The organism is Streptomyces sp. NPDC107575 (assembly GCF_055657265.1).
Genome location: NZ_JBVKBG010000005.1, coordinates 922,541 through 941,676, shown reverse-complemented (window position 1 = coordinate 941,676; position 19,136 = coordinate 922,541). Strand labels below are relative to the sequence as shown.

The window sequence follows — 19,136 nt, the reverse complement described above, 5'->3', positions numbered from 1 at the left end:
CGGCCCCGGCCCTCAGGCCCGGCCGCCACCGCGTTCGCGCCGGGCGGTGGCCCGCTCCCGCCACCCGTCCCGCACCCGCTTCGCGCCGCCGCGGGCCCGGATCCCGGCGACGAGCGCGGCCAGCTGGGGCGCGGAGCTCGGTCGCGCCAACAGGAGCCGCTGGTTGACGAGTTGCTCGGGTCTCCAGTGCAGCTTGTAGGGCTCGGTGCCGCGCAGCAGGCTCAGGACCTCGGACCGCGAGGCCTCCCGGAGGTGCTCGGCGTACGAGCGCAGCAGCATCGTCGCCACGTCGACCTTGTGTTCCCGCAGGCGTGGGTGGGCGCCGTAGAGATAGCCGCCCGCGAGCCGTGGTGACACGAGGGTCAGGTCGGCGGCCACGAGGTTGCCGTCGAGGGTGAACTCTGTGACCACCGCGTCGCCCGTCCCGGCCATCAGCGCGGCCGAGCGGGACAGGTGCTCGGCGAAGCGCGGGGTGGTGTGCTCGGCGGTCACCTTGCGGCCCTGCCACTGGAGTTGGTGCAGTTCGAGCAGCCGGTGCACCGAGGGGCCGGCCTCCGCCGCGGGCACGACCCGGCGTTCGATCCCGGCGGCGTCCAGCTTGCGCATCTTGGCCCGCGCGCGCTGCGCCGTGGGCCGCGGCAGGCGCCGCACCAGCTCGTCCATCGGTAGCGCGGGCAGCTCCAGGCACGCCGAGTCGTCGTAACGGCGGCGCGGGCCGGGCCAGTCGTCGTACAGCGCACCCAGGACACTGCCCGGCCGCACCTCCCGGAGGTCGAGCACCGCGCCCCTGGCCAGCCTCCACAGCCCCGCGCCCAGGGCTTTGACGGCGGACGGGGCCGATCCGGTGTCCGCTTCGTCGACGAGTACGTCGCCGAAGTCGGAGATGCCCGTTCCGAGCGGCGTCAGCACGGGGAAGGGGAGCGGGCGCAGCATCAGCGGGGCCGCCGCGACGAGCCGGCCGCCCCGGCGGACAAGGACGATGCGCAGCCGGCAGCCGCGCCCGTAGGAGAGCCACCACGAGTGCAGCCAGGCGTGGCTCTGGAAGGGGGTCGCGGTCGGTGAGGACCGGTGCAGGCGGTGCCACTCCTCGCGCAGGGACTCGAAATCGGCGGTGTCCGTGCACACCGTGACGACGGGCTCGGGCCCTGCCTGTGTCATCAGGCGCCACCCCGCGCTCCGGCCGCCGTGGCAGGAGCCGGGACCGTGGCCGCGCCCGGCTCGCGGCGCGGCCGGACCAGCAGCACGAGCCCGCCAAGCAGCCCGCCCGCACACCCGCCCACGAGCGTGGTCAGCCCGGTGGAGGGCGTCGAGGGCTCGGTCGGCTCCGCCGCCTTGGTGAAGCGCAGGAGTTTCACGTGGGTGTCGGACTTGGCGTCGGTCGCGCTGCTGGTGAGGGCGCGGGCGACGGCGTCGGCCAGCTTCTTGGCCTGCGCGGGATCGGCAGCCGACGCCGACAGAGCGACCATGGGCGCGTCCGGCGAGGTCTCGGCGCGCACCCGCGACTTCAGGTCCCGGACGGACACACCCGCGCGCTCCTGGGCGTCGGCCAGCACCGCGACCTGCGTGGCCACCCTGCTGTATGCCTGGGCGAAGCCGAGCGCGGACATCGGGTCGGACTGCTTGGTGGGTACGGCGATCACATAGCTCGTCGCCGTGTACTGCGGCGTGCTCACCGCGCCGTACACGCCGCCGGCCAGTGCCCCGGCCGCGAGGCCCAGGGGCAGCGGCCACCACCGCGGCAGCCTCCGCGCGGCGGTGACCCGGGCGAACGGCGTCCGGGAGGGGGCGGCGTCCGGTGCGGTCGCGGTCTTCACGTCGGATTCGGTCTTCACGTCAGCACTCCTGAGGCCTTGATGTCGGTGCCGCCCAGGGCCGTCGCGTACACCTCGTGGTGCAGGGCGGCGCTGCGGGCGATGTCGTAGTGGAGGGCGGCCGGCGACGGCGGCCTGGGGAGCGCCGGTTCGGCGCGGATCGCGGTGACCGCGCGGACGAACGCGGCGGGGGCGCAGGGGAGCCGCACGGCGCGCGCCCTGATCCCCGCGGGCAGGTCGTCGAGGGCCGGGCTGGTGACGTAGAGCACGGGCAGCCCGCAGGACTGCGCCTCCACCACGGCCAGGCCGAACGCCTCGTCACTCGACGGGGAGGCCAGCACGTCCATCGCGGACAGCAGGGCCGGCAGGTCGACCGCGGACCCGGACGTGGCGGTGTGCGGGCGCTCCCCGGCGAGGACGAGGCGGTCGCGCACGCCCGCCCGCAGCGCCGCCTGCCGCAGCGCCTGCTCCTCGGGCCCGGTGCCGACGAGCAGCAGGTGTACGTCGCCGGGCAGCTTGCGCAGCGCGTCGATCAGTACGTCGAACCGCTTGCCCGCGACGAGGCGACCGACGCCGCCGATCACGAACGCGTCGGCGGGCAGGCCGAGTTCGCGGCGCGCGGCGGCGCGGGCCGCGGCGTCGAAGGCGAAGCGGGGCACGTCGACGCCGTTCGGAACGACATGCACCCGATGCCGCGCCACGCCCCACCGGCCCAGCCGATCGGCCACCGCGGGGGAGACGGCGATCGTCGCGCGGCCGAGTCGCTCGCCCGCCAGATACAGGGCACGCACCCCCGGTGTCAGCGCGCGCCCCTCGATCTGGCCGTCGCCCAGGGAGTGTTCGGTGGCCACCACCGCCCGCACCCCCGCGAGGCGCGCCGCGAGACGCCCGTACAGGCAGGCCCGGTACAGGTGGGTGTGGACGAGGTCGTAGCGCCCGTCACGGATGAAGCGCGTCAGGCGGGGCAGTGCCCGCGCGTCCCGGTTGCCCGCCATGCCGAGGTGGGCGACGCGCACCCCGTCCTGGCGCAGCCCGGCGGCGACCTGCCCGGGGTTGGTCAGGGTCAGCACGTCGTGCGTGCCCGGCAAGTGGCGCAGGAGCAGGCGCAGTTGCTGTTCCGCTCCTCCGGCCCCCAGGCCCGTGATGATGTGCAGGGCTTTCATCGGGCACTCTCCTCGACCTGGCGGGCACGGCGTCGGCCGGGGCGGATGCGGCGCTTGAGTTCGAGCCGCCAGGGGGTGTCGCGCTGGCCGACGAACACACGGGGCAGGGCGTGGATGCCGGCCAGCGGGCCCGGGGAGACGGCGCAGCCGTACTGGTAGCCCGCGCGGCGCACCGCGTCCACCGTCGCCCGGTCGATGCTTCCGTACGGGTAGCAGAAGCCGTGCACCGTACCGCCGGTGAGCTCGGCGATCTGTGCCCCGCTGCGCTGGATCTCGGCCCGCCGCTCCCGCTCGCCGAGGCGGGTGAGGTCGACGTGCAGCAGGCCGTGCGAACCGATCTCCATCCCGGCCTTCGCGGCCGCCCTGATGCCCTGCGCGGTCAGCAGGGGCTTGCGCGGGCCGTCCGCGTCCCACGCGTTGTCGCCGCCGAGCCGGCCGGCGAGGACGAAGACCGTGGCCGTGCACCCGTAGTGCTTCAGCAGCGGCAGGGCGTTCTCGACGAAGTCGCCGTAGCCGTCGTCGAAGGTCAGGCCGACCAGGCCGCGCCCGGCGCCGCGCCTGCGGGCGGCGAGGAGTTCGGCGACGCCGACCCCGCGCAGTCCGCGCGAGCGCAGCCAGCTCAGCTGCTGGCGCAGGCGCTCCGGCGTGACGGTGACGTTGTACGGATCGTCGGGGGAGTCGTCCACGGAGTGGTACATCGCCACCCAGGGGTACCTGCCGGTCAGCGGCCCGCCCGGGCGGGCCCCGCAGGTCTCCGGGAACGGTGAGTCAGCGTGCATGGCGGAGCTTTCTGGTCGCGAGGCGGACGGCGGGCGAGAACGCCTGGACCCTCAGGGCCCACAGCAGGAGGCCGAACACGGCCCCGATGGCCAGGCAGCCGGCGGTGAGGGAGCCCAGGGGCTGCTCGAACCGGGCCGCGCACAGCAGCCCGGCGGCCGTGGCGGCCACCGCCGCGAGCAGCGTCTTGGCGAGTTCGAGCAGCACCACGGGAATCCGGACGGGCACACTGCGCCGGCCCATGGCGGTCAGGAGCAGCAGGGCGGTGGCCGTGATGCCCAGCGCGTTGGCCGCGGCGATGCCGCCGACGCCCCAGACACCGACCCACCACACCCCGGCGCCGGCCGTGAGGAGCATGCCCGCGGCCATCGAGGCCACGGGGTACCAGGTGGGGCGCCCTGCGGAGAAGTAGGAGCGGACGAGCGCCCCCACCAGGCAGTGCCCGAGCAGGCCCAGGGAGTAGACCCGCATCACGGCCGCGGTGGCGGCGGTGTCGGCGGCCGTGAACGCGCCGTGCTGGAACAGGAGGTGGATGATCTGCGGGGCGCAGGCGAACACCACGGCGGCGCCCGACAGGACGATGCAGGCCGCCAGCGCGACGTCGCGTTCGACACGGTCCCGGGCCTGCTCGACGTCTCCCCGTGCCAGCGCCTTGGCCACGACGGGGAAGGTGACGGTGCACAGCATGAGGGAGAGCATCATCGGCAACTGCGCGACCTTCTGCGCGTAGTTGAGCTGGGAGATGGCCCCGGACGGCAGGGACGAGGCGAGGAAGCGCTCGATGAAGACCTGCGACTGCCGGCACAGCGCGAAGAGCAGCACGACGGCGACCATGGTCAGGTCGATCGACCGCCTGTCCGGCACCTTCACCGCCTTCTCCGCTGCGGCCCCCGGGCGCGTGCCCCGCAGCCGCCGCCGCAGCGACGGCGCCTGCACGAGCACCATCAGGCAGCCCCCCACGGCCACCCCCGCCGCCGCGGCGCGCACCCCCCAGCGGTCGGCAAGGACCAGCAGGGTGGCGATGATGCCCGTGTTGTACGCGACGTAGATGGCGGCGGGCGGCAGATAGCTGGCGTGGGCGCGCAGTGCGGCACTGCAGTACCCCGCAAGACCGAACGTCAGCACACACGTCGCGGTCAACCGGGTGCAGTCGACGGCCAGTTGCGGATCCGGCAGACCGGGCGCGAGCAGGGTTACCAGGGGGCGCGCCCCGGCCATCAGGAGCACGGAGCACGCCAGGAAGGCCAGGGCGAGGCGGGGCAGCGACCCGGAGACCAGGGCCCGTACCGGGTCCTGCGCCCGCGGGTCGGGTACGGCCGCGGCGCGTGCGGCGATCGCGGCGCTGAAGGCGGGCACGAGCATGAAGGCCAGCCCGTCCTCGATCAGCAGCGTCGTCGCCACCTCGGGCACGGTCCACGCCACCAGGAAGGCGTCCGTCTGCGGGCCCGCCCCGAACAGCTGGGCCAGCGCCTGGTCGCGGCCCAGGCCGAGCAGCGACCCGGCGGCCGAGAGTCCGGCGGTCAGCAGGGCGAAGCGGGCCAGGGACGTGCCGGACGTGCGCTGCCCGTCGCTGCCGCGCCCCGCGTCGGCCTGGGCCGGCACCACACGGGACAGCGGGCCCCGCCCGGCGGACAGGACGCGCCTCATCGGCCTCCCGCCGTTCCGGACGCCGCGGGCGACAGGGCCCACCAGGCGGCCAGGCCGAACACGACGGAGGTGAGCACCGTGGACGGGCCCCCGATGTCGGAGTAGACGAAGTCGACCAACTGCCAGGTGAGCAGCCCGCAGCCGATGAGCGCGCAGTCCAGGCCGCGCCCCCGGCGGTGCGCCGCGACCAGTCGACGGGCGCCGCACACCAGGAGCGCGGCCCAGGACCCCACGACGGCGGTGAGCCCGAGCAGCCCCTGCTCGCTCAGCACCAGCAGATACATGTTGTGCGGCGACAGCAGGGGCTGGCGGTGGTAGGCCGCGCCGGCGCCGGCCACGTCGCTCCCGGCGGACAGGGCGATCGAGGCGTGACTGTCGCGGTAGGCGGGGAAGTTCTTCAGCCCGACCCCGGTGGCCGGGTGTTCCTGCCACATGTCGATCGCCGCCGCCCACATCGTGTACCGGTCCGTGACGGACTGGTCCGGCGCCGCGGTGACCTGCGTGATGCTGCTCAGCCGCTCCTCCAGCATCGACGTTCCCACGCCGAAGCCGCCGACGAGGACGACCGTCGCGGCGAGCGCGGCGGCCAACAGCCGCACGGCGCGGCGCAGTCCGCCGAGCACGATCTGCAGCACGCAGACGACGGCCGTGGCGATCCAGGCCCCGCGGCTGAAGGAGAGCGCCAGCGGCACCACGAGCGCCAGGGCGCAGACCCGGGCCGTGATCCGCACGCGCGGCGTCCGGCCGCCGAGGGCCAGGGCCACCGCGCAGACGAGCCCGTAGGCCACCACGGTGGACATGCCCATCACGTCCGAGGCGCCGAACGTGCCGACGGCCCGGATGTCCTGCCCCGCGTACGAGGCGCCCGTCCCGGTCAGATACTGGTGGACGCCGATCGCGCCCTGCCACAGGGCGAGGGCCACCAGCGCCCAGGCGACCAGCCGGAAGTCGTCCCGGTCGCGTACGAGCAGCAGTACGGCGGCCGGGACCAGCACGAGGATCTGGTAGTAACGCGCTGTCCCCTCCAAGGCGTTGGCCGCGGAGGCGGCCCCGAGGGCGGCCACCGCGACGGCGACCACCGGCAGCGCCAGGACGACGAACCCGGTGCGGGTCAGCGGGCGCCGCCGGCCGCGCGTGAGCCTCACGGCGCAGAGGGCGACGACGAGTCCGGAGACGGCGTCGGCCGGCGTGCCCCCGCCGCCGTCGCCCTCGCCCGCGCCCACGGGCAGGGCGAGCATGGCGACCAGGAGCAGCACGGGGAGCACGGGTCCGGCGCGGCGCACGTGCCGCCACCCCGCGGCCAGGGGGCTGGTGTGCGGACCGGTGACGGCAGGCAGAACGGTCACGGCGTCAGCTCCCCGTCGGGCGGAAGAACTCGCCGGCCGTGCGCAGCAGGATCGTGATGTCCCGCCACAGCGACCAGTCGGCGATGTACGCGTTGTCGTAGCGGCAGCGGTCCTCGATGGAGGTGTCGCCGCGCAGTCCGTTGATCTGGGCGAGCCCGGTGATCCCGGTCGGCATCCGGTGCCGGTCGCCGTAGCCGGGGTGCTCCTCGCTGAACTGCCCGACGAAGTAGGGGCGTTCGGGACGCGGTCCCACCAGGCTCATGTCGCCGCGGAAGACGTTCCACAGCTGGAGCAGTTCGTCGAGCGAGGTGCGGCGCAGGAAGCCGCAGAACCACGACATCTGCTGGTCGCCCGCGACGCTCCAGCGCGTCGCGGACTCGAGCGGGTCGGCCGGGCGGTGGGTGCGGAACTTGAGCAGGGTGAACGGTCGGCCGTCCTTGCCGATGCGCTCCTGCCGGAAGACGACGCCGGGTCCCTCGCTGACCCGCAGCCACAGCGCGCACGCCGCCAGCAGCGGGGCGGCCGGCACCAGCAGCAGCGCGGAGACCACCACGTCGAGCACCCGCTTGCCGGGAGGCAGCGGCAGGTGCGGGCCCACGAGGGGGCGGCAGCGGAACCCGGCCAGGTACGTCCCCGGCTCGCGCAGCTGCGGCACGTACGGCGACGGTTCGGGATCCAACTCCCAGATGTCGCAGTGCAGTTCGGCCAGTGCGCGCAGCCACGGCCGGTGCTGGGCGGCACCGGCGCTGCCCAGTAACAGCGCCCGCCGCACATCGTTCTGGATCACCGCGCGCCGCAGGTCCTCCACGGTCGTCAGTGCCGGCAGGGGCGACGGGACGCCGTCCTGCTGCTGTCCGACGCCATCACCGGCGATGCCCACGACACGGATCCCGCACGCCGGGTGCCGCTGCAGCGCGGCGGCGACGCGCGAGGCGGCCGGCTCGCTTCCCACCACAAGGGCCGTGCACGGCCGGCGCACCAGGACGGCCCGCCGCCACCGGTGGACCAGCCCCCGCCCCAGCAGGGCGCACACGACATGCGCGGCGCACCCCAGGACCAGGTCCTGCCCCGGGATCCGCGGGAGGAGGGACAGGAGCGCGCATGCGGCGGTGAGGACACACCACGCGGCCGCGGCCCGGCCGACGAGTGCGGGGCAGTCGTCGAGCATGTGCCGCTCATGGGCGAGCCGGTAGAGACCGGCGGCGGCGAACAGGACGAGGGCCAGCAGCACGAACCCGGCCACCAGCCAGGGGCGTTGCAGGAGGGGCGCCAGGACGAGCGCGCCGATCGCGGCGGCCGCGCCGTCCGTCACGAACAGCAGCAGCCGGTACGCGCCCGGTGCCGGGCCGCCGGTCGGGACGGCCCTGCCGGTGTGCGGCCCCCGCTGCGTGACGACGACGGCGGAGCCGCCCGTGTCGTCCCCGGCCAGTGGCCGGGCGGGCGACGATACGGTTCGTTCCCGGCTCACGTCGTGATCGGCTCTCTGCACTCGATGCTCTCCAGCCCCAGAAGTTCTCGGTACACGTCCTCGACCGCAGCGGCGGTGCGCCGGACGTCGTGGTGCGCGCGCACATGGCGCAGGCCGTCCTCGCCCAGCGCGCGCAGGCCCTCGGCGTCGCGCAGCAGATCCGTCAACGCCCTTGCCAGCGCCGGGGGATCGTCCGGTGGGATCAGACACCGGGGCGCCAGCCGCGGCGGCAGGCTCTCGCGGGCGCCGCCCACGTCCGTGGCGAGCACCGGGCTCCCGCAGGCCATCGCCTCCAGTGGGGCGAGCGCCATGCCCTCCCAGCGGGACGGCAGCACCACCAGGTCCGCGGCCCGGTACCAGCCGGCCGGATCGTCGAGCGCCCCGGTGAAGGTGACCCGGTCGGGCGCCGTGGCCCGCAGCCGCGCCGCGTCCGGCCCGTCGCCCACGAGGACGAGGCGGGCCCCCGGCACCGTCCGGCACACCTCGGGCCACGCCGCGAGCAGGAGGTCCTGGCCCTTTTGCCGGCACAGCCGCCCCACGCACACGACGAGCGGTCCGCCGGGGGCGGGTCCGGGAGGCTCGCGCTCGCACGGACCTCGCGGGCAAAAGCGTTCCAGGTCCACGCCGTTGGGCACGAGCCGCCATGCGGCCTCGATCCCGTGGTCGCGGCCGACGCGCTGCTCGGCGCCGCTGACGCAGAGCAGCCGGGAGGCCCAGCGCGCTCCGCGCCGCTCCCAGGCGCGGGCCAGCCGTGCCTCGAGGCCGTCGACCGCCTCGAAGGACCAGGCGTGCGGCTGGAAGACGGTGGGGATGCGGCCGCGCACCACGAGCCGGGTGACCAGACCCGCCTTGGCGCTGTGGGCGTGGACGACATCGGGGCATACGCGCGACACCAACTCGGCGAGCGTGCGCGCCTCGCGGAGCAGGCCCGGGCCCGGGGACCTGGTTGCCTCCCACTCCAGGACCTCGCAGCCGAGGCCGGCCAGGCCGTGCCGCAGGCCGCCGGAGGCGGGGCAGGCCACCGACACGGCCAGTCCCGCGGCCCGTTGCCCGCGCACGAGGTCGGTCACCACGCGCGCCACACCGCCGTCGGCGGGTTGCGTCACGTGGAGGACGTGCGGCGCCGGGGGCACGGGCGTCGCTTGCATGGATTCGACCGCGGTCCCGCGGCGCAGGAAACAGCCTTTCGAATGGGGCACGGCCTGCTTCCCTTTCCGGGAGGAATGGACGCTCCGCAGCGCGATGCTGTGCGGCGCCAGGCGAATTCGAGAAAGTCGTACTTTCCCGTCGGCTCGGGTGGTGGGAGTCGCCTCGAACGAGGCGTTCGTGAAGGTACCGGAATGCGACTTCACTTAATACACCACTGTGTATGAGTTGTGAAACTTTTACCCGCCGAGTGGCGACGCGTCGTGGCGCACCCCGGTGGCCTGGTGATTGTCCGTCAGGTGCCGTCCGCAACTAGTGCGTCATGCACCGATGTTCCGTGCGTCGGACATTTGTTCCGGTGAAATCGGAATCGAATGTGTGGCATGTTCACGGCTGATTCGTGGGGGCCTCTTCCCGGTTTCCTCCGACAATGCGTCAAACGACGAGTTTCGACGCCTGCATGGTTATGTTGGTGATGTGACCATCTCGACCAACTTGAAACGGCATCCCGCAGTGACCCGACGCAGCGCGGGCCTGATCCTCCTCGGGTCCGCCTGCAGCGCCGCCGCCGTCCTGCGGGTCCGGCCCCTCGCGCGCGACGATCCCAAACCCCAGGGCGAGGGCTTCGACGAGACGTACATGGGCCGCCGCATCGTCGGCACCCGGCTGCCGGGCCCCGAGCCTGCGGGGGCGGACGCCTGGCACGTCACCGTCGACGGCCGCCCCTTGCACCTCATGCGCCGCGCCGACGGCACGTACCTGAGCATGGTCGACCACTACGCGTCCTGCCCCACTCCACTGGACGCGGCCAAGGGGGCCGTGGCGGAGCTCGGCGACCAGCAACTGCGGGCCCACGGCAAGGAGATGTGAGGCCATGGTGCACACACGTCAGAACCAGCGCACCCTCACCAAGGCGCAGAAGCGGCGCTTCGTGGACGCGGTGCTCGCCATCAAGCGCTCCGGCCGCTACGACGAGTTCGTGCGGATGCACATCGACTTCTACAAGGGGGACGGGGACGGCGGGCTGCGCGTGGCGCACATGACACCGTCGTTCTTCCCCTGGCACCGCAAGTTCCTGCTGGAGTTCGAGCAGGCCCTGCAGGAGAAGGACCCGGGTGTCACGGTGCCCTACTGGGACTGGACCGTGGACCGCACACCGGCCGTCTCCCTGTGGGGCGACGACTTCCTGGGAGGCAACGGGGCCCGCGGCGACCGCCGGGTGACGTCGGGCCCCTTCGCGTACCGGCACGGACACTGGAAAATCACGGAGGCCGTGACCGACGGGGACTTCCTCATGCGGGACTTCGGCCGACCGCAGTCCCCGGTCGACCTGCCCTCCAAGAGAGAGCTCGCGAACGCCATGGACGAGCCGGAGTTCGACGTGCAGCCGTGGAACTCGCTGGCGCCGCGCGGCTTTCGCAACCGGTTCGAGGGCTGGCCCGCCCGGCGCGGCGGCCGCACCTGGTTCAACCACAACCTGGTGCACCGCTGGGTGGGCGGACACATGCTCGGCGCCGGTTCGGTCAACGACCCCGTCTTCTGGCTCCACCACGCCTTCGTCGACCTGTGCTGGTCGCGGTGGCGGCAGCGGCATCCGAAGGCGGCCCGCTATCTGCCCGCGCGGCCGCCCGCACTCGGCGAGTCGCAGTACGGCCGGGTGCTGGCCCTGGACGACACCCTGCCGCCGTGGGACACCCCGCTGCGCGACATGCTGGACCACGCGTCGCTGTACCGGTACGCGTGAGCGTCGGCACGAACGACGGCCCCCGGCACGGGGTGCCGGGGGCCGTCGTCGGGTTCGGGCGAGGATCAGCCGCCGTAGCCGCCGTCACCCTCGTCACCCTCGTCGCCGTTGACGCAGGTGTTGCCGAAGGCCGGGTTGAGCGCGCCGATGACGTTCACGGTGTTGCCGCAGACGTTGACCGGGATGTGGATCGGAACCTGGATCAGGTTGCCCGACAGGACACCCGGCGAGTGGGTGGCCGCGCCCTGAGCACCCGCGTCAGCCATGGCCAGACCGGCGCCACTGAGCACCACGGCGCCCGTGCCGACAGCCACAGCGGCTGCCTTCGCGATGCGAGACATCACGTTCTCCTTCTGTTCTGCAGGTGCGGCCGCGTGATCGCAGCCGTCGGCTCATACAACGGCGTTCCCTACGGACGGTCACGGCTGATACACGGATACTTCGCGAAAAAACCGAGGAATTGGGTCCCAACAGGTGAACACGGGCCCCACCGCATCCCGGAACGGAGCGCCGCGACCGCGGCGGAGAGGAACACACCATGCAGGTGGTCTGCGTCGGCGGCGGGCCCGCGTCCTTGTACCTGGCCATCCTCCTGAAACGACAGGACCGCGGCCGGGACATCACCGTCCACGAGAAGAACCCCGCCGGCTCGACCTACGGATGGGGTGTCACCTACTGGCCGGACATGCTCACCCAACTCGCGGCGCACGACGACGTGTCCGCGCGCGCCATCGAGGCGCATTCGGTCCGCTGGCGGGACGGCGTGGCGCACGTCCGCGACCGCGTCACCACCCACCACGGCGACGAGGGCTTCGCGATCGGCCGCCACCGCCTGCTGGAGATCCTCGCCGAACGGGCGGACACCCTCGGCGTCGACGTCCGCTTCGGCAGCCCCGTCCCGCGGCCGGGATCCGGCCTCGAGGGCGACGTGATCGTGGCGGGGGACGGAGCACACAGCACCCTGCGCGACCGGCACGCACACGACTTCGGCACCCGGACCGCACTCGGGCACAACCGGTTCATCTGGCTCGGCACCACACGCGTGTTCCGCTCCTTCACCTTCGCCTTCGTCGAAACGGACCACGGCTGGCTGTGGTGCTACGCCTACGGGTACGACGGCACGCACAGCACCTTCATCGTCGAATGCGCACCCGGCACCTGGACGGGGCTCGGCCTCGACACCAAGGAGCGGGCCGACGCCCTGCACCTCCTCGAAGGCCTCTTCGCCGACGTACTGCGCGGGCATCCGCTCATCGGCCGCACCGACACCGACGGCCCCTCGCAGTGGCAGCGGTTCCGCACCGTCACCAACCGCACCTGGTCCCGCGGCAATACGGTCCTGCTCGGCGACGCCGCCCACACCACGCACTACTCCATCGGCGCCGGCACGACCCTGGCGATGCAGGACGCCATGGCGCTGGCCCGCGCCCTGGGTGAGCCGGGGTCGCTCCCGACGGCGTTCGCCCGCTACGAACGCGAGCGCCGACGGGAGTTGCTGCCCCTGCAGAGCGCGGCCCGGCACAGCGCGCACTGGTACGAGAACCTGACGCGCTACATCCACCTGGAGCCGCACCAGATGTTCGCCCTGCTCGGACAGCGCCACTCGCCGCTGCTCCCGTACGTGCCGGCCCAGCTCTACTACCGCGTCGACCGGGCGGTCGACCACACGCAGGCCCTGCGCTCCCTCAAGCGCTGGCTCGGCCCGCGCGTCGCCCGCATCCTGCAGAACAAGTGACGTTCAACCTTGGCCGGGAACGGAGAGGGGCGCGGCGTTCTCGGCCGCCTGCCACGGAGCGCCCGGCACCACCAGCGGGCTGCCGGTCACCGGGTCGGGGACCACCACCGAGTGCAGGCCGAAGACCGTGTGGACCAGGTCCGCCGTGATGACCTCGGCCGGCGGGCCCTCCGCGACGATGCGGCCGTCCTTCATGGCGACGAGATGGTCGGCGTAGCGGGCCGCCTGGTTGAGGTCGTGCAGGACGGCGACGACGGTGCGGCCGCGCTCGTGGTTGAGGCGGCGCACCAGGTCGAGGACCTCCACCTGGTGGGCGATGTCGAGGTAGGTGGTCGGCTCGTCGAGCAGGAGCAGCTCGGTCTCCTGGGCGAGAGCCATGGCGATCCACACCCGCTGGCGCTGCCCGCCGGACAGCTCGTCGACCAACCGCTCGGCGAGGTCCGTGGTGTTGGTGTGTTCCAGGGCCTGCGTGACGGCGCGCTCGTCGGCCTCCGACCACTGCTGCCACCACTTCTGGTGCGGCTGACGGCCGCGGGCCACCAGGTCGGCGACCGTGATGCCGTCGGGCGGCGTGGGGCTCTGCGGGAGGACACCGATGGCCCGGGCGATGTCGCGGCCCGGGGTGCGGGCCAGTTCGGTGCCGTCGAGCAGCACCGTGCCGCCGCGCGGCTTGAGGAGCCGGCCCAGGGCGCGCAGCAGCGTGGACTTGCCGCAGGCGTTGGGGCCGACGATGACGGTCACCCTGCCGTCGGGCACCTGAAGGTCGAGGCCGTCGACGACGGTGCGGTCCTCGTACGCCAGCGTCAGGGACTCGGCGGTGAGCCGGCTCGTACGGCCGGTCGCAGCGGTGCTCGTACGGCTGTCGGTCGGACTCATTTGGTGCCTCCGGAACGACTGCGGCCGCGGGCGATCAGCCACATCAGATAGGGGGCGCCCACCGCTGCGGTGAGGACGCCGACGGGGAGTTCGACGGGCGAGAACAGCTGCCGGGCCAGGAGGTCCGCGACGACGACCACGAGCGCCCCGGTCAGCGCCGAGGACACCAGCGGGATCTGCGCGGTCCGCGTCAGGCGGCGGGCGATCTGCGGGGCGAGGAGGGCGACGAAGTCGACCGGCCCGGTGGCCCCCGTCGCCATCGAGGCGAGGACGACGCCGAGCACGGTCAGGCCGAGCCGCACCCGGTTGAGGCGGATGCCGAGCGCCGTGGCCGTGTCGTCGTCGAAGGAAGCCGAGCGCTGCGCCCGGGCTGCCCACAGCACCGCCGGGACCGCGACGAGCAGGACCAGGGCCAGCGGCGCCGCCTGCTCGTAGCCGCGGCTGTTCAGCGAACCGGTCAGCCACACCTTCGCCTGCTGGGCAACCAGCGCGTCGCCCTTGGTGAGGAACAGCTGGGTCAGCGAGCCGAGCGCGACCGAGATGCCGATGCCGATGAGGACGAACCGCGAGGCCTGCATCCCGCGCCGCCAGGCGAAGACGTACACCAGCAGCGCCGCCGCGATGCCGCCCGCCACCGAGACGTAGGGCAGCGCGGTGTACGAGGCGAGGCCGAAGCTCATCGCCGCGACGGTCACCGCGCCCGCGCCGTGGGTCACGCCGATGATGTCGGGGCTGGCCAGCGGGTTGCGGGCGACGGTCTGCACGAGGGCGCCCGCGATCCCGAAGGCGAGCCCGGCGAGCAGCCCGACCGTCAGGCGCGGCAGCCGCAGCGTCCCGACGACGAGCTGGTCCGGACTGGGCCTGCCGAGCAGGACGTTGACGACCTCGGCGGGGGAGACGAAGGCCTCCCCGACGCACAGGTACGCGACGACGGCGGCCAGCAGCAGCACGGCGAGCGCGCCGGCGACGACGACCGACCTGCGGTGGACCAGGAAGCTGGAGCGGCCGGGGCGCAGCACCGTGTGTCCGGCCGGACGGATCCGGCGCTCACGCGTGGTGGTGGCGCTGCTCATGCGGCGACCACCGCCCGGCGGCGCACCAGCGCGATGAGGAACGGCACACCGAGGATCGCGGTCATGACGGCCACCGGCACCTCCGAGGGCGGGAAGACGATGCGGCCGAGCACGTCGGAGACCAGGATCATCACGGGGCCGAGCAGCGCGGCGGCCGGCAGCACCCAGCGGTGCGCCGTGCCGACCAGGGCCCGCGCGATGTGCGGAACGGCCAGGCCCGTGAAGGCGATCGGCCCGGCGGCGGCGACCGCGGCGCCGGTCAGTACCGTCGCGGCCACCGCGCCCTGGATGCGCAGCAGGCCGACGTTGTGGCCGAGGTTGCGGGCGGCGTCGTCGCCGAGGGCGAGCGCGTCCAGGCCGCGGGCCGCGACCGCGACGAGCACCAGACCGGCGAGGACGAACGGCCAGATCTGGCCGATGACTTCGCTGTCCCGGCCGCTGATCGAGCCGACCTGCCAGAACCGGAACTCGTCAAGGGCGTGCGCGTCGGTGGTCACGACGCCGGAGACGATGGCGGCCAGGAACGCGTTCATCGCGGCGCCGGACAGCGCCAGCTTGACGGGCGAGGCCCCGCGATAGCCCCCTGCGGCGACGGCGTACACCGCCACCGCAGCCAGCGCCGCGCCCGCGAACGCGAACCAGATGTACCCGGTCAGGCTGTGCACACCGAGGAACGCGATCGCACACACCACACCGGCCGAGGCACCCTGGCTGACGCCGAGGATGCCGGGTTCGGCGATCGGGTTGCGGGTGATGCCCTGCATGACCGTCCCGGCGACGCCGAGGGCCGCCCCGGCGAGGATGCCGATGACGGTGCGCGGCACCCGCAGGGAGCGCACCAACTGGGCGTCGGGGCTGGTGCCGTGCTGCACCAGCGCCCGGACCACCTCACCCGGTGCGATGGGGCGGCTGCCGACGGCCAGGCTCAGCAGGACGGCGATCAGCAGCATCGCCGCACACCCGAGCAGCCAGGCGATCCGGCGGCGGGAAGCTCGCGCCATGTGCCGCGCTCACTCTCTTCTCTTGCGGGTGTGTGGCTACTTGGTGAGGTGTCGGCCCAGGTCGTCGAGGACGGCGTCGGCGGCCATGGTGCCGAGCCCGAGGTACCAGGTCTCGTCCGGGACGTCGTAGGCGTGGCCGGCCTTGACCGCCTTGAGGTTCTTCCACAGCGGGTTCTTCTGCACCGTGGACTTCTCCGTGGCGCTGGGCTTGCCGTAGACACCGGTGAAGATGTAGTCGGCGTCGGCCTGGTCGATGTTCTCGGCGCTGACCTCGGCGGCCAGGTCGGAGATGTCCTGGTTCTTCGGGCGCGGGATGCCGACGTCCTTGAGGATGGTGCCGATGAACGAGTCGTTCGCGTAGAGGCGGATCAGGCCCTCGGGCATGAAGCGCAGCATCGTCACGGTCGGCTTGTCGGCGCCGAGCTCCGCACCGAGGTCCTTGGCGCGCTTCTCGTACGCGGCGAGGTTCTTCTTGGCCAGCGCGGTCTTGTCCAGGGCGGCGGCGTTGAGGAGGTAGTTCTCCTTCCACGTGAAGCCGGGGCGGATGGAGAAGACGGTCGGCGCGATCTGCGACAGCTCGTCGTAGGAGTTCGCGGCGCGCAGCTGGCTGCCGATGATCAGGTCCGGCTTGAGCGCGGCGATGGCCTCGAGGTTGAGGCTGTTGATGGTGCCGACGTTCTTCGGGTGGCCCGCGTCCTTCTTGAGGTAGGACGGCAGCTCGGGCGAGCCCTCGCTCGGCGCGAGGCCGACGGGCTTGATGCCGAGGGAGACGACGTTGTCCAGCTCGCCGACGTCCAGGACCACCACGCGCTTGGGCTGCTGCTTGATGTCCGTGCTGCCCATGGCGTGCTTCACGGTGCGCGGCCACTGGCCCGGCTTGGCGTCGGTGCCCATCGCGGCGGTCTTCTTGGCGGCGTCGCCGAAGTCCTCGCCGCCCTGCGCGACGGACTTCGAGTCCTTGCCGCCGTCGGCGGCCGCGGTCTTGCCGCCGCCCGCCGCGCCGTCGCCGGATCCGCCGCACGCCGTGAGGGACAGCAGACCGGCAAGAACGATCGAAGCCGCGGCAGCGCCGCGCCGTCGGAGAAGCATGGTGCCCCCGGAGCAGTTATCAAACATTCAAAGGAAAGGTGAGGCATACCTTACGCACAGGAATGGAGGGTTCGACAAGAGGGGGTGAAGAGCTTCCGGCAGCTCAGCGGGGCCACGGGCGTCCCGTGCGCTCCTCGATGTCGGTGTTGAACCGCTCGAGATCCTCGACGAACCGCCGCAGCCGGTCCTCGGGCCAGTCGCCCAGGACGTCGGCGAGGCCGGCCGCGATGGCGTCGCGGTCCGTGCGCAGCCGCTTGCGGCCCTCGTCCGTGATCCGGAACTGCCGGGCGATGCTGCCGCCCGGATCCAGGGTCCGCTCCACGAGGCCGTCGCGCAGCAGCGCCGTCGTCTGCCGGGTGAGGGTGGAGGGGGTCAGGCCGAAGGCGTCGACGAGGTCGGGGACGGACATCGGCCCCTGCGCCTCCAGGCGGCTGAGGAGGACGTAGGCGCTGCGGTCGAGGGCGTTGTGGTCCAGGCGGGCGCGGCGCGGTGAGGTCATCTCCAAGTGCCGCGTCAGGATCAGCAGTTCGCGCTCGATACGGCCGCCCGCACGCCGTGCGTCCACGCCGACCTCCCCCTGTGTCAACCGCCGTTGCCTGGTACGCGATTGAAGCATCATGCGCTGTTGTGCGCCATGCATGGAAAGTGCATCATGCACAGGAAGTGCATGATGCACTTGACTGAACGCCGCATCGTGCCGCCCCTCTTCCGCCACCGTCGCCACCTGCCGCCTCCACCCCCACAAGGAGACGCACACCATGACCGAACAGGCCGAACACCCCTACGTCCAGCCGCCCGTCCACCTGCCGCTGTCCGGCGACACCCCGCTGGAGCCGCCCGCCGTGTGGGAGGAGCTGCGCGCGCGGTGCCCCGTCGCCCACGCCACGCTGCCCAGCGGTGACACCGCCGTCTACCTGACCCGGTACGACGACGTCCGGGGCCTGCTCTCCGACCCCCGGTTCGTCCGCCCCACCGAGCAGGACAACGCCGCCCGGATGGCGCCCGAGGGCGCCGGGGGAGCCGCCGCCACCGGCAGCTCCGCCATCAAGACCCCCAACCGCGGCGAACCGCACCAGCGTTGGCGCCGCCAGGTGGGCCGCTACTTCACCGCCAAGCGGATGACCGCCCTGCGCCCCGGCATGACCCGTCTCGCCGAGGGCCTCGTGGACACCATGCTCGCCGAAGGCGCCCCCGCCGACCTGCGGGCGAGCCTCGGCTTCCCGTTCCCCGTCTACGTCATCTGCGACCTGCTCGGGGTCCCAGCCGAGGACCGGGACCGCTTCTCCGGCTGGTCCGACAGCTTCCTCAGCGTCACCCGCTACAGCGCCGAGGAGATCCGCACCGCCCAGGAGGAGTTCGTCGCCTACATGTCGGCGCACATCGCCGCCAAGCGGGCCGCCCCGGCGGACGACCTCCTCAGCGTCCTCATCACGCAGAGCGAGGAGGCCGGGAGCGCCGGGAGCGAGGTCGAGGGCGGCGGGCTGAGCGACGAGGAACTCGTCTCCACCGGCATGGGCCTGCTCGTCGCCGGCCACGAGACCACCGCCAACAGCATCGGCAAGATGGTCTCCCTGCTGCTCGCCGACCGCGGCCTGTGGGAGCGGCTGTTGGCCGTCCCGTCGCTGGTGCGCACCGCCGTGGAGGAGTCCCTGCGCTTCGACAGCAACCTCGGCTTCGGGCTGCGCCGTTACCTCGGCGAGGACGCCGAGATCGGCGGCGAGACCGTCCCGGCGGGCAGCACGGTGGTGTGCAGCATGCCCGCAGCCAACCGGGACGAGCGTGCCTTCGCGGGCGCCGACGCCATGGACCTCGCCCGCACCCCGAACCCGCACCTCACCTTCGGTGTGGGCCCGCACTCCTGCCTCGGCCAGGCACTGGCCCGAACCGAGCTCCAGGTCGTCCTCGAGGTCCTGCTGGCCCGCGTCCCGACCCTGCGCCTGGCCGTCCCCGCCGCCGAACTGCGCAAGACGGAGGGGCTGTTGGTCGGCGGGCTGAGCGAAGTCCCGGTCAGCTGGTGACCCGTGGACCCGGAGAGGAGCAGACCGTGAAACTCACCGTCGACCAGGACAAGTGCTGCGGCGCGGGCGCCTGCGTCCTGTCCGCGCCGGAGGTCTTCGACCAGCGCGACGAGGACGGCGTCGTGACGCTTCTGACCACCGAACCCGCGCCGGCACACCACGCCGCCGTACGAGAGGCGGCCGCGATGTGTCCGACGGCGGCGATCGGTGTGAACGAGTCCCCTGCGCCCGACTGACCGTCA

At 73.1% G+C, this 19,136-nt stretch carries 19 protein-coding genes; 5 read left to right on the top strand and 14 right to left on the bottom strand.

What is annotated here, in order from left to right; genetic code table 11:
• Positions 1-12: 12 nt before the first annotated feature.
• From ACZ7L4_RS29070 to ACZ7L4_RS29035, 8 genes are read right to left on the bottom strand one after another with little or no spacing between them, the layout of a single operon-like run.
• On the bottom strand, positions 13-1,158 hold the full coding sequence (locus ACZ7L4_RS29070) for a GNAT family N-acetyltransferase (RefSeq protein ID WP_472107182.1): 1,146 nt from the start codon (positions 1,156-1,158) through the stop codon (positions 13-15).
• Positions 1,158-1,832, bottom strand: coding sequence for a YveK family protein (locus ACZ7L4_RS29065; RefSeq protein ID WP_472107180.1), 675 nt, complete (start codon positions 1,830-1,832; stop codon positions 1,158-1,160). Before ACZ7L4_RS29065 ends, ACZ7L4_RS29070 begins: the two co-directional genes overlap by 1 nt.
• Positions 1,829-2,974, bottom strand: a complete 1,146-nt coding sequence (locus tag ACZ7L4_RS29060; protein WP_472107178.1) for a glycosyltransferase — start codon at positions 2,972-2,974, stop codon at positions 1,829-1,831. Before ACZ7L4_RS29060 ends, ACZ7L4_RS29065 begins: the two co-directional genes overlap by 4 nt.
• A complete protein-coding gene (locus tag ACZ7L4_RS29055; RefSeq protein WP_472107177.1) occupies positions 2,971-3,753 on the bottom strand; it encodes a polysaccharide deacetylase family protein in 783 nt (260 codons plus the stop codon). Before ACZ7L4_RS29055 ends, ACZ7L4_RS29060 begins: the two co-directional genes overlap by 4 nt.
• On the bottom strand, positions 3,743-5,398 hold the full coding sequence (murJ, locus tag ACZ7L4_RS29050) for a murein biosynthesis integral membrane protein MurJ (protein ID WP_472107175.1): 1,656 nt from the start codon (positions 5,396-5,398) through the stop codon (positions 3,743-3,745). The genes ACZ7L4_RS29055 and murJ overlap by 11 nt, the downstream gene beginning before the upstream one ends.
• The gene (locus ACZ7L4_RS29045) at positions 5,395-6,744 is read right to left on the bottom strand and encodes an O-antigen ligase family protein (RefSeq protein ID WP_472107173.1); all 1,350 of its coding nucleotides are present in this window, start codon (positions 6,742-6,744) and stop codon (positions 5,395-5,397) included. Before ACZ7L4_RS29045 ends, murJ begins: the two co-directional genes overlap by 4 nt.
• 4 nt (positions 6,745-6,748) lie before the next feature.
• Positions 6,749-8,212 carry an exopolysaccharide biosynthesis polyprenyl glycosylphosphotransferase gene (locus ACZ7L4_RS29040; RefSeq protein WP_472107171.1) on the bottom strand — a complete coding sequence of 488 codons (1,464 nt, stop codon included), beginning with the start codon at positions 8,210-8,212 and terminating at the stop codon, positions 6,749-6,751.
• Positions 8,209-9,360 carry a glycosyltransferase family 4 protein gene (locus tag ACZ7L4_RS29035; protein ID WP_472107169.1) on the bottom strand — a complete coding sequence of 384 codons (1,152 nt, stop codon included), beginning with the start codon at positions 9,358-9,360 and terminating at the stop codon, positions 8,209-8,211. Before ACZ7L4_RS29035 ends, ACZ7L4_RS29040 begins: the two co-directional genes overlap by 4 nt.
• 511 nt (positions 9,361-9,871) lie before the next feature.
• On the opposite strand from ACZ7L4_RS29035, the gene ACZ7L4_RS29030 reads away from it, so the two are divergent.
• Together ACZ7L4_RS29030 and ACZ7L4_RS29025 are read left to right on the top strand one after the other, a co-directional pair.
• Positions 9,872-10,228: a tyrosinase family oxidase copper chaperone gene (locus tag ACZ7L4_RS29030; protein WP_472107167.1), complete on the top strand. Its 357-nt coding sequence runs from the start codon at positions 9,872-9,874 to the stop codon at positions 10,226-10,228.
• Positions 10,229-10,232: 4 nt separating this feature from the next.
• Positions 10,233-11,102 (top strand): tyrosinase family protein, encoded by an 870-nt coding sequence (locus ACZ7L4_RS29025; protein WP_472107166.1) that lies wholly within the window; start codon positions 10,233-10,235, stop codon positions 11,100-11,102.
• A gap of 65 nt (positions 11,103-11,167) precedes the next feature.
• Here ACZ7L4_RS29025 and ACZ7L4_RS29020 read toward each other — a convergent pair whose 3' ends face one another.
• The gene (locus tag ACZ7L4_RS29020) at positions 11,168-11,443 is read right to left on the bottom strand and encodes a chaplin (RefSeq protein WP_472107164.1); all 276 of its coding nucleotides are present in this window, start codon (positions 11,441-11,443) and stop codon (positions 11,168-11,170) included.
• 197 nt (positions 11,444-11,640) lie between these two features.
• Here ACZ7L4_RS29020 and ACZ7L4_RS29015 point away from each other — a divergent pair, with 197 nt between their 5' ends.
• Positions 11,641-12,837 (top strand): FAD-dependent monooxygenase, encoded by a 1,197-nt coding sequence (locus ACZ7L4_RS29015; RefSeq protein WP_472107162.1) that lies wholly within the window; start codon positions 11,641-11,643, stop codon positions 12,835-12,837.
• A gap of 3 nt (positions 12,838-12,840) precedes the next feature.
• Here the strand turns inward: ACZ7L4_RS29015 and ACZ7L4_RS29010 are convergent, their stop codons facing one another.
• The 5 genes from ACZ7L4_RS29010 to ACZ7L4_RS28990 all read right to left on the bottom strand — a co-directional run bounded on the left by ACZ7L4_RS29010 (position 12,841) and on the right by ACZ7L4_RS28990 (position 17,441).
• On the bottom strand, positions 12,841-13,713 hold the full coding sequence (locus ACZ7L4_RS29010) for an ABC transporter ATP-binding protein (protein WP_472107160.1): 873 nt from the start codon (positions 13,711-13,713) through the stop codon (positions 12,841-12,843).
• Positions 13,710-14,786 (bottom strand): FecCD family ABC transporter permease, encoded by a 1,077-nt coding sequence (locus ACZ7L4_RS29005; protein ID WP_472107158.1) that lies wholly within the window; start codon positions 14,784-14,786, stop codon positions 13,710-13,712. The genes ACZ7L4_RS29010 and ACZ7L4_RS29005 overlap by 4 nt, the downstream gene beginning before the upstream one ends.
• Positions 14,783-15,787 carry a FecCD family ABC transporter permease gene (locus ACZ7L4_RS29000; protein ID WP_472107156.1) on the bottom strand — a complete coding sequence of 335 codons (1,005 nt, stop codon included), beginning with the start codon at positions 15,785-15,787 and terminating at the stop codon, positions 14,783-14,785. Before ACZ7L4_RS29000 ends, ACZ7L4_RS29005 begins: the two co-directional genes overlap by 4 nt.
• A gap of 36 nt (positions 15,788-15,823) precedes the next feature.
• Positions 15,824-16,876 carry an ABC transporter substrate-binding protein gene (locus ACZ7L4_RS28995; protein ID WP_472107154.1) on the bottom strand — a complete coding sequence of 351 codons (1,053 nt, stop codon included), beginning with the start codon at positions 16,874-16,876 and terminating at the stop codon, positions 15,824-15,826.
• Between the two features lie 103 nt (positions 16,877-16,979).
• On the bottom strand, positions 16,980-17,441 hold the full coding sequence (locus ACZ7L4_RS28990) for a MarR family winged helix-turn-helix transcriptional regulator (protein ID WP_472107152.1): 462 nt from the start codon (positions 17,439-17,441) through the stop codon (positions 16,980-16,982).
• Between the two features lie 193 nt (positions 17,442-17,634).
• Here ACZ7L4_RS28990 and ACZ7L4_RS28985 point away from each other — a divergent pair, with 193 nt between their 5' ends.
• Complete coding sequence (locus ACZ7L4_RS28985; RefSeq protein ID WP_472107150.1) at positions 17,635-18,894, top strand: cytochrome P450; 1,260 nt, start codon at positions 17,635-17,637, stop codon at positions 18,892-18,894.
• 26 nt (positions 18,895-18,920) lie between these two features.
• Positions 18,921-19,130: a ferredoxin gene (locus ACZ7L4_RS28980; protein WP_472107148.1), complete on the top strand. Its 210-nt coding sequence runs from the start codon at positions 18,921-18,923 to the stop codon at positions 19,128-19,130.
• The last annotated feature ends 6 nt before the right edge of the window (positions 19,131-19,136 follow it).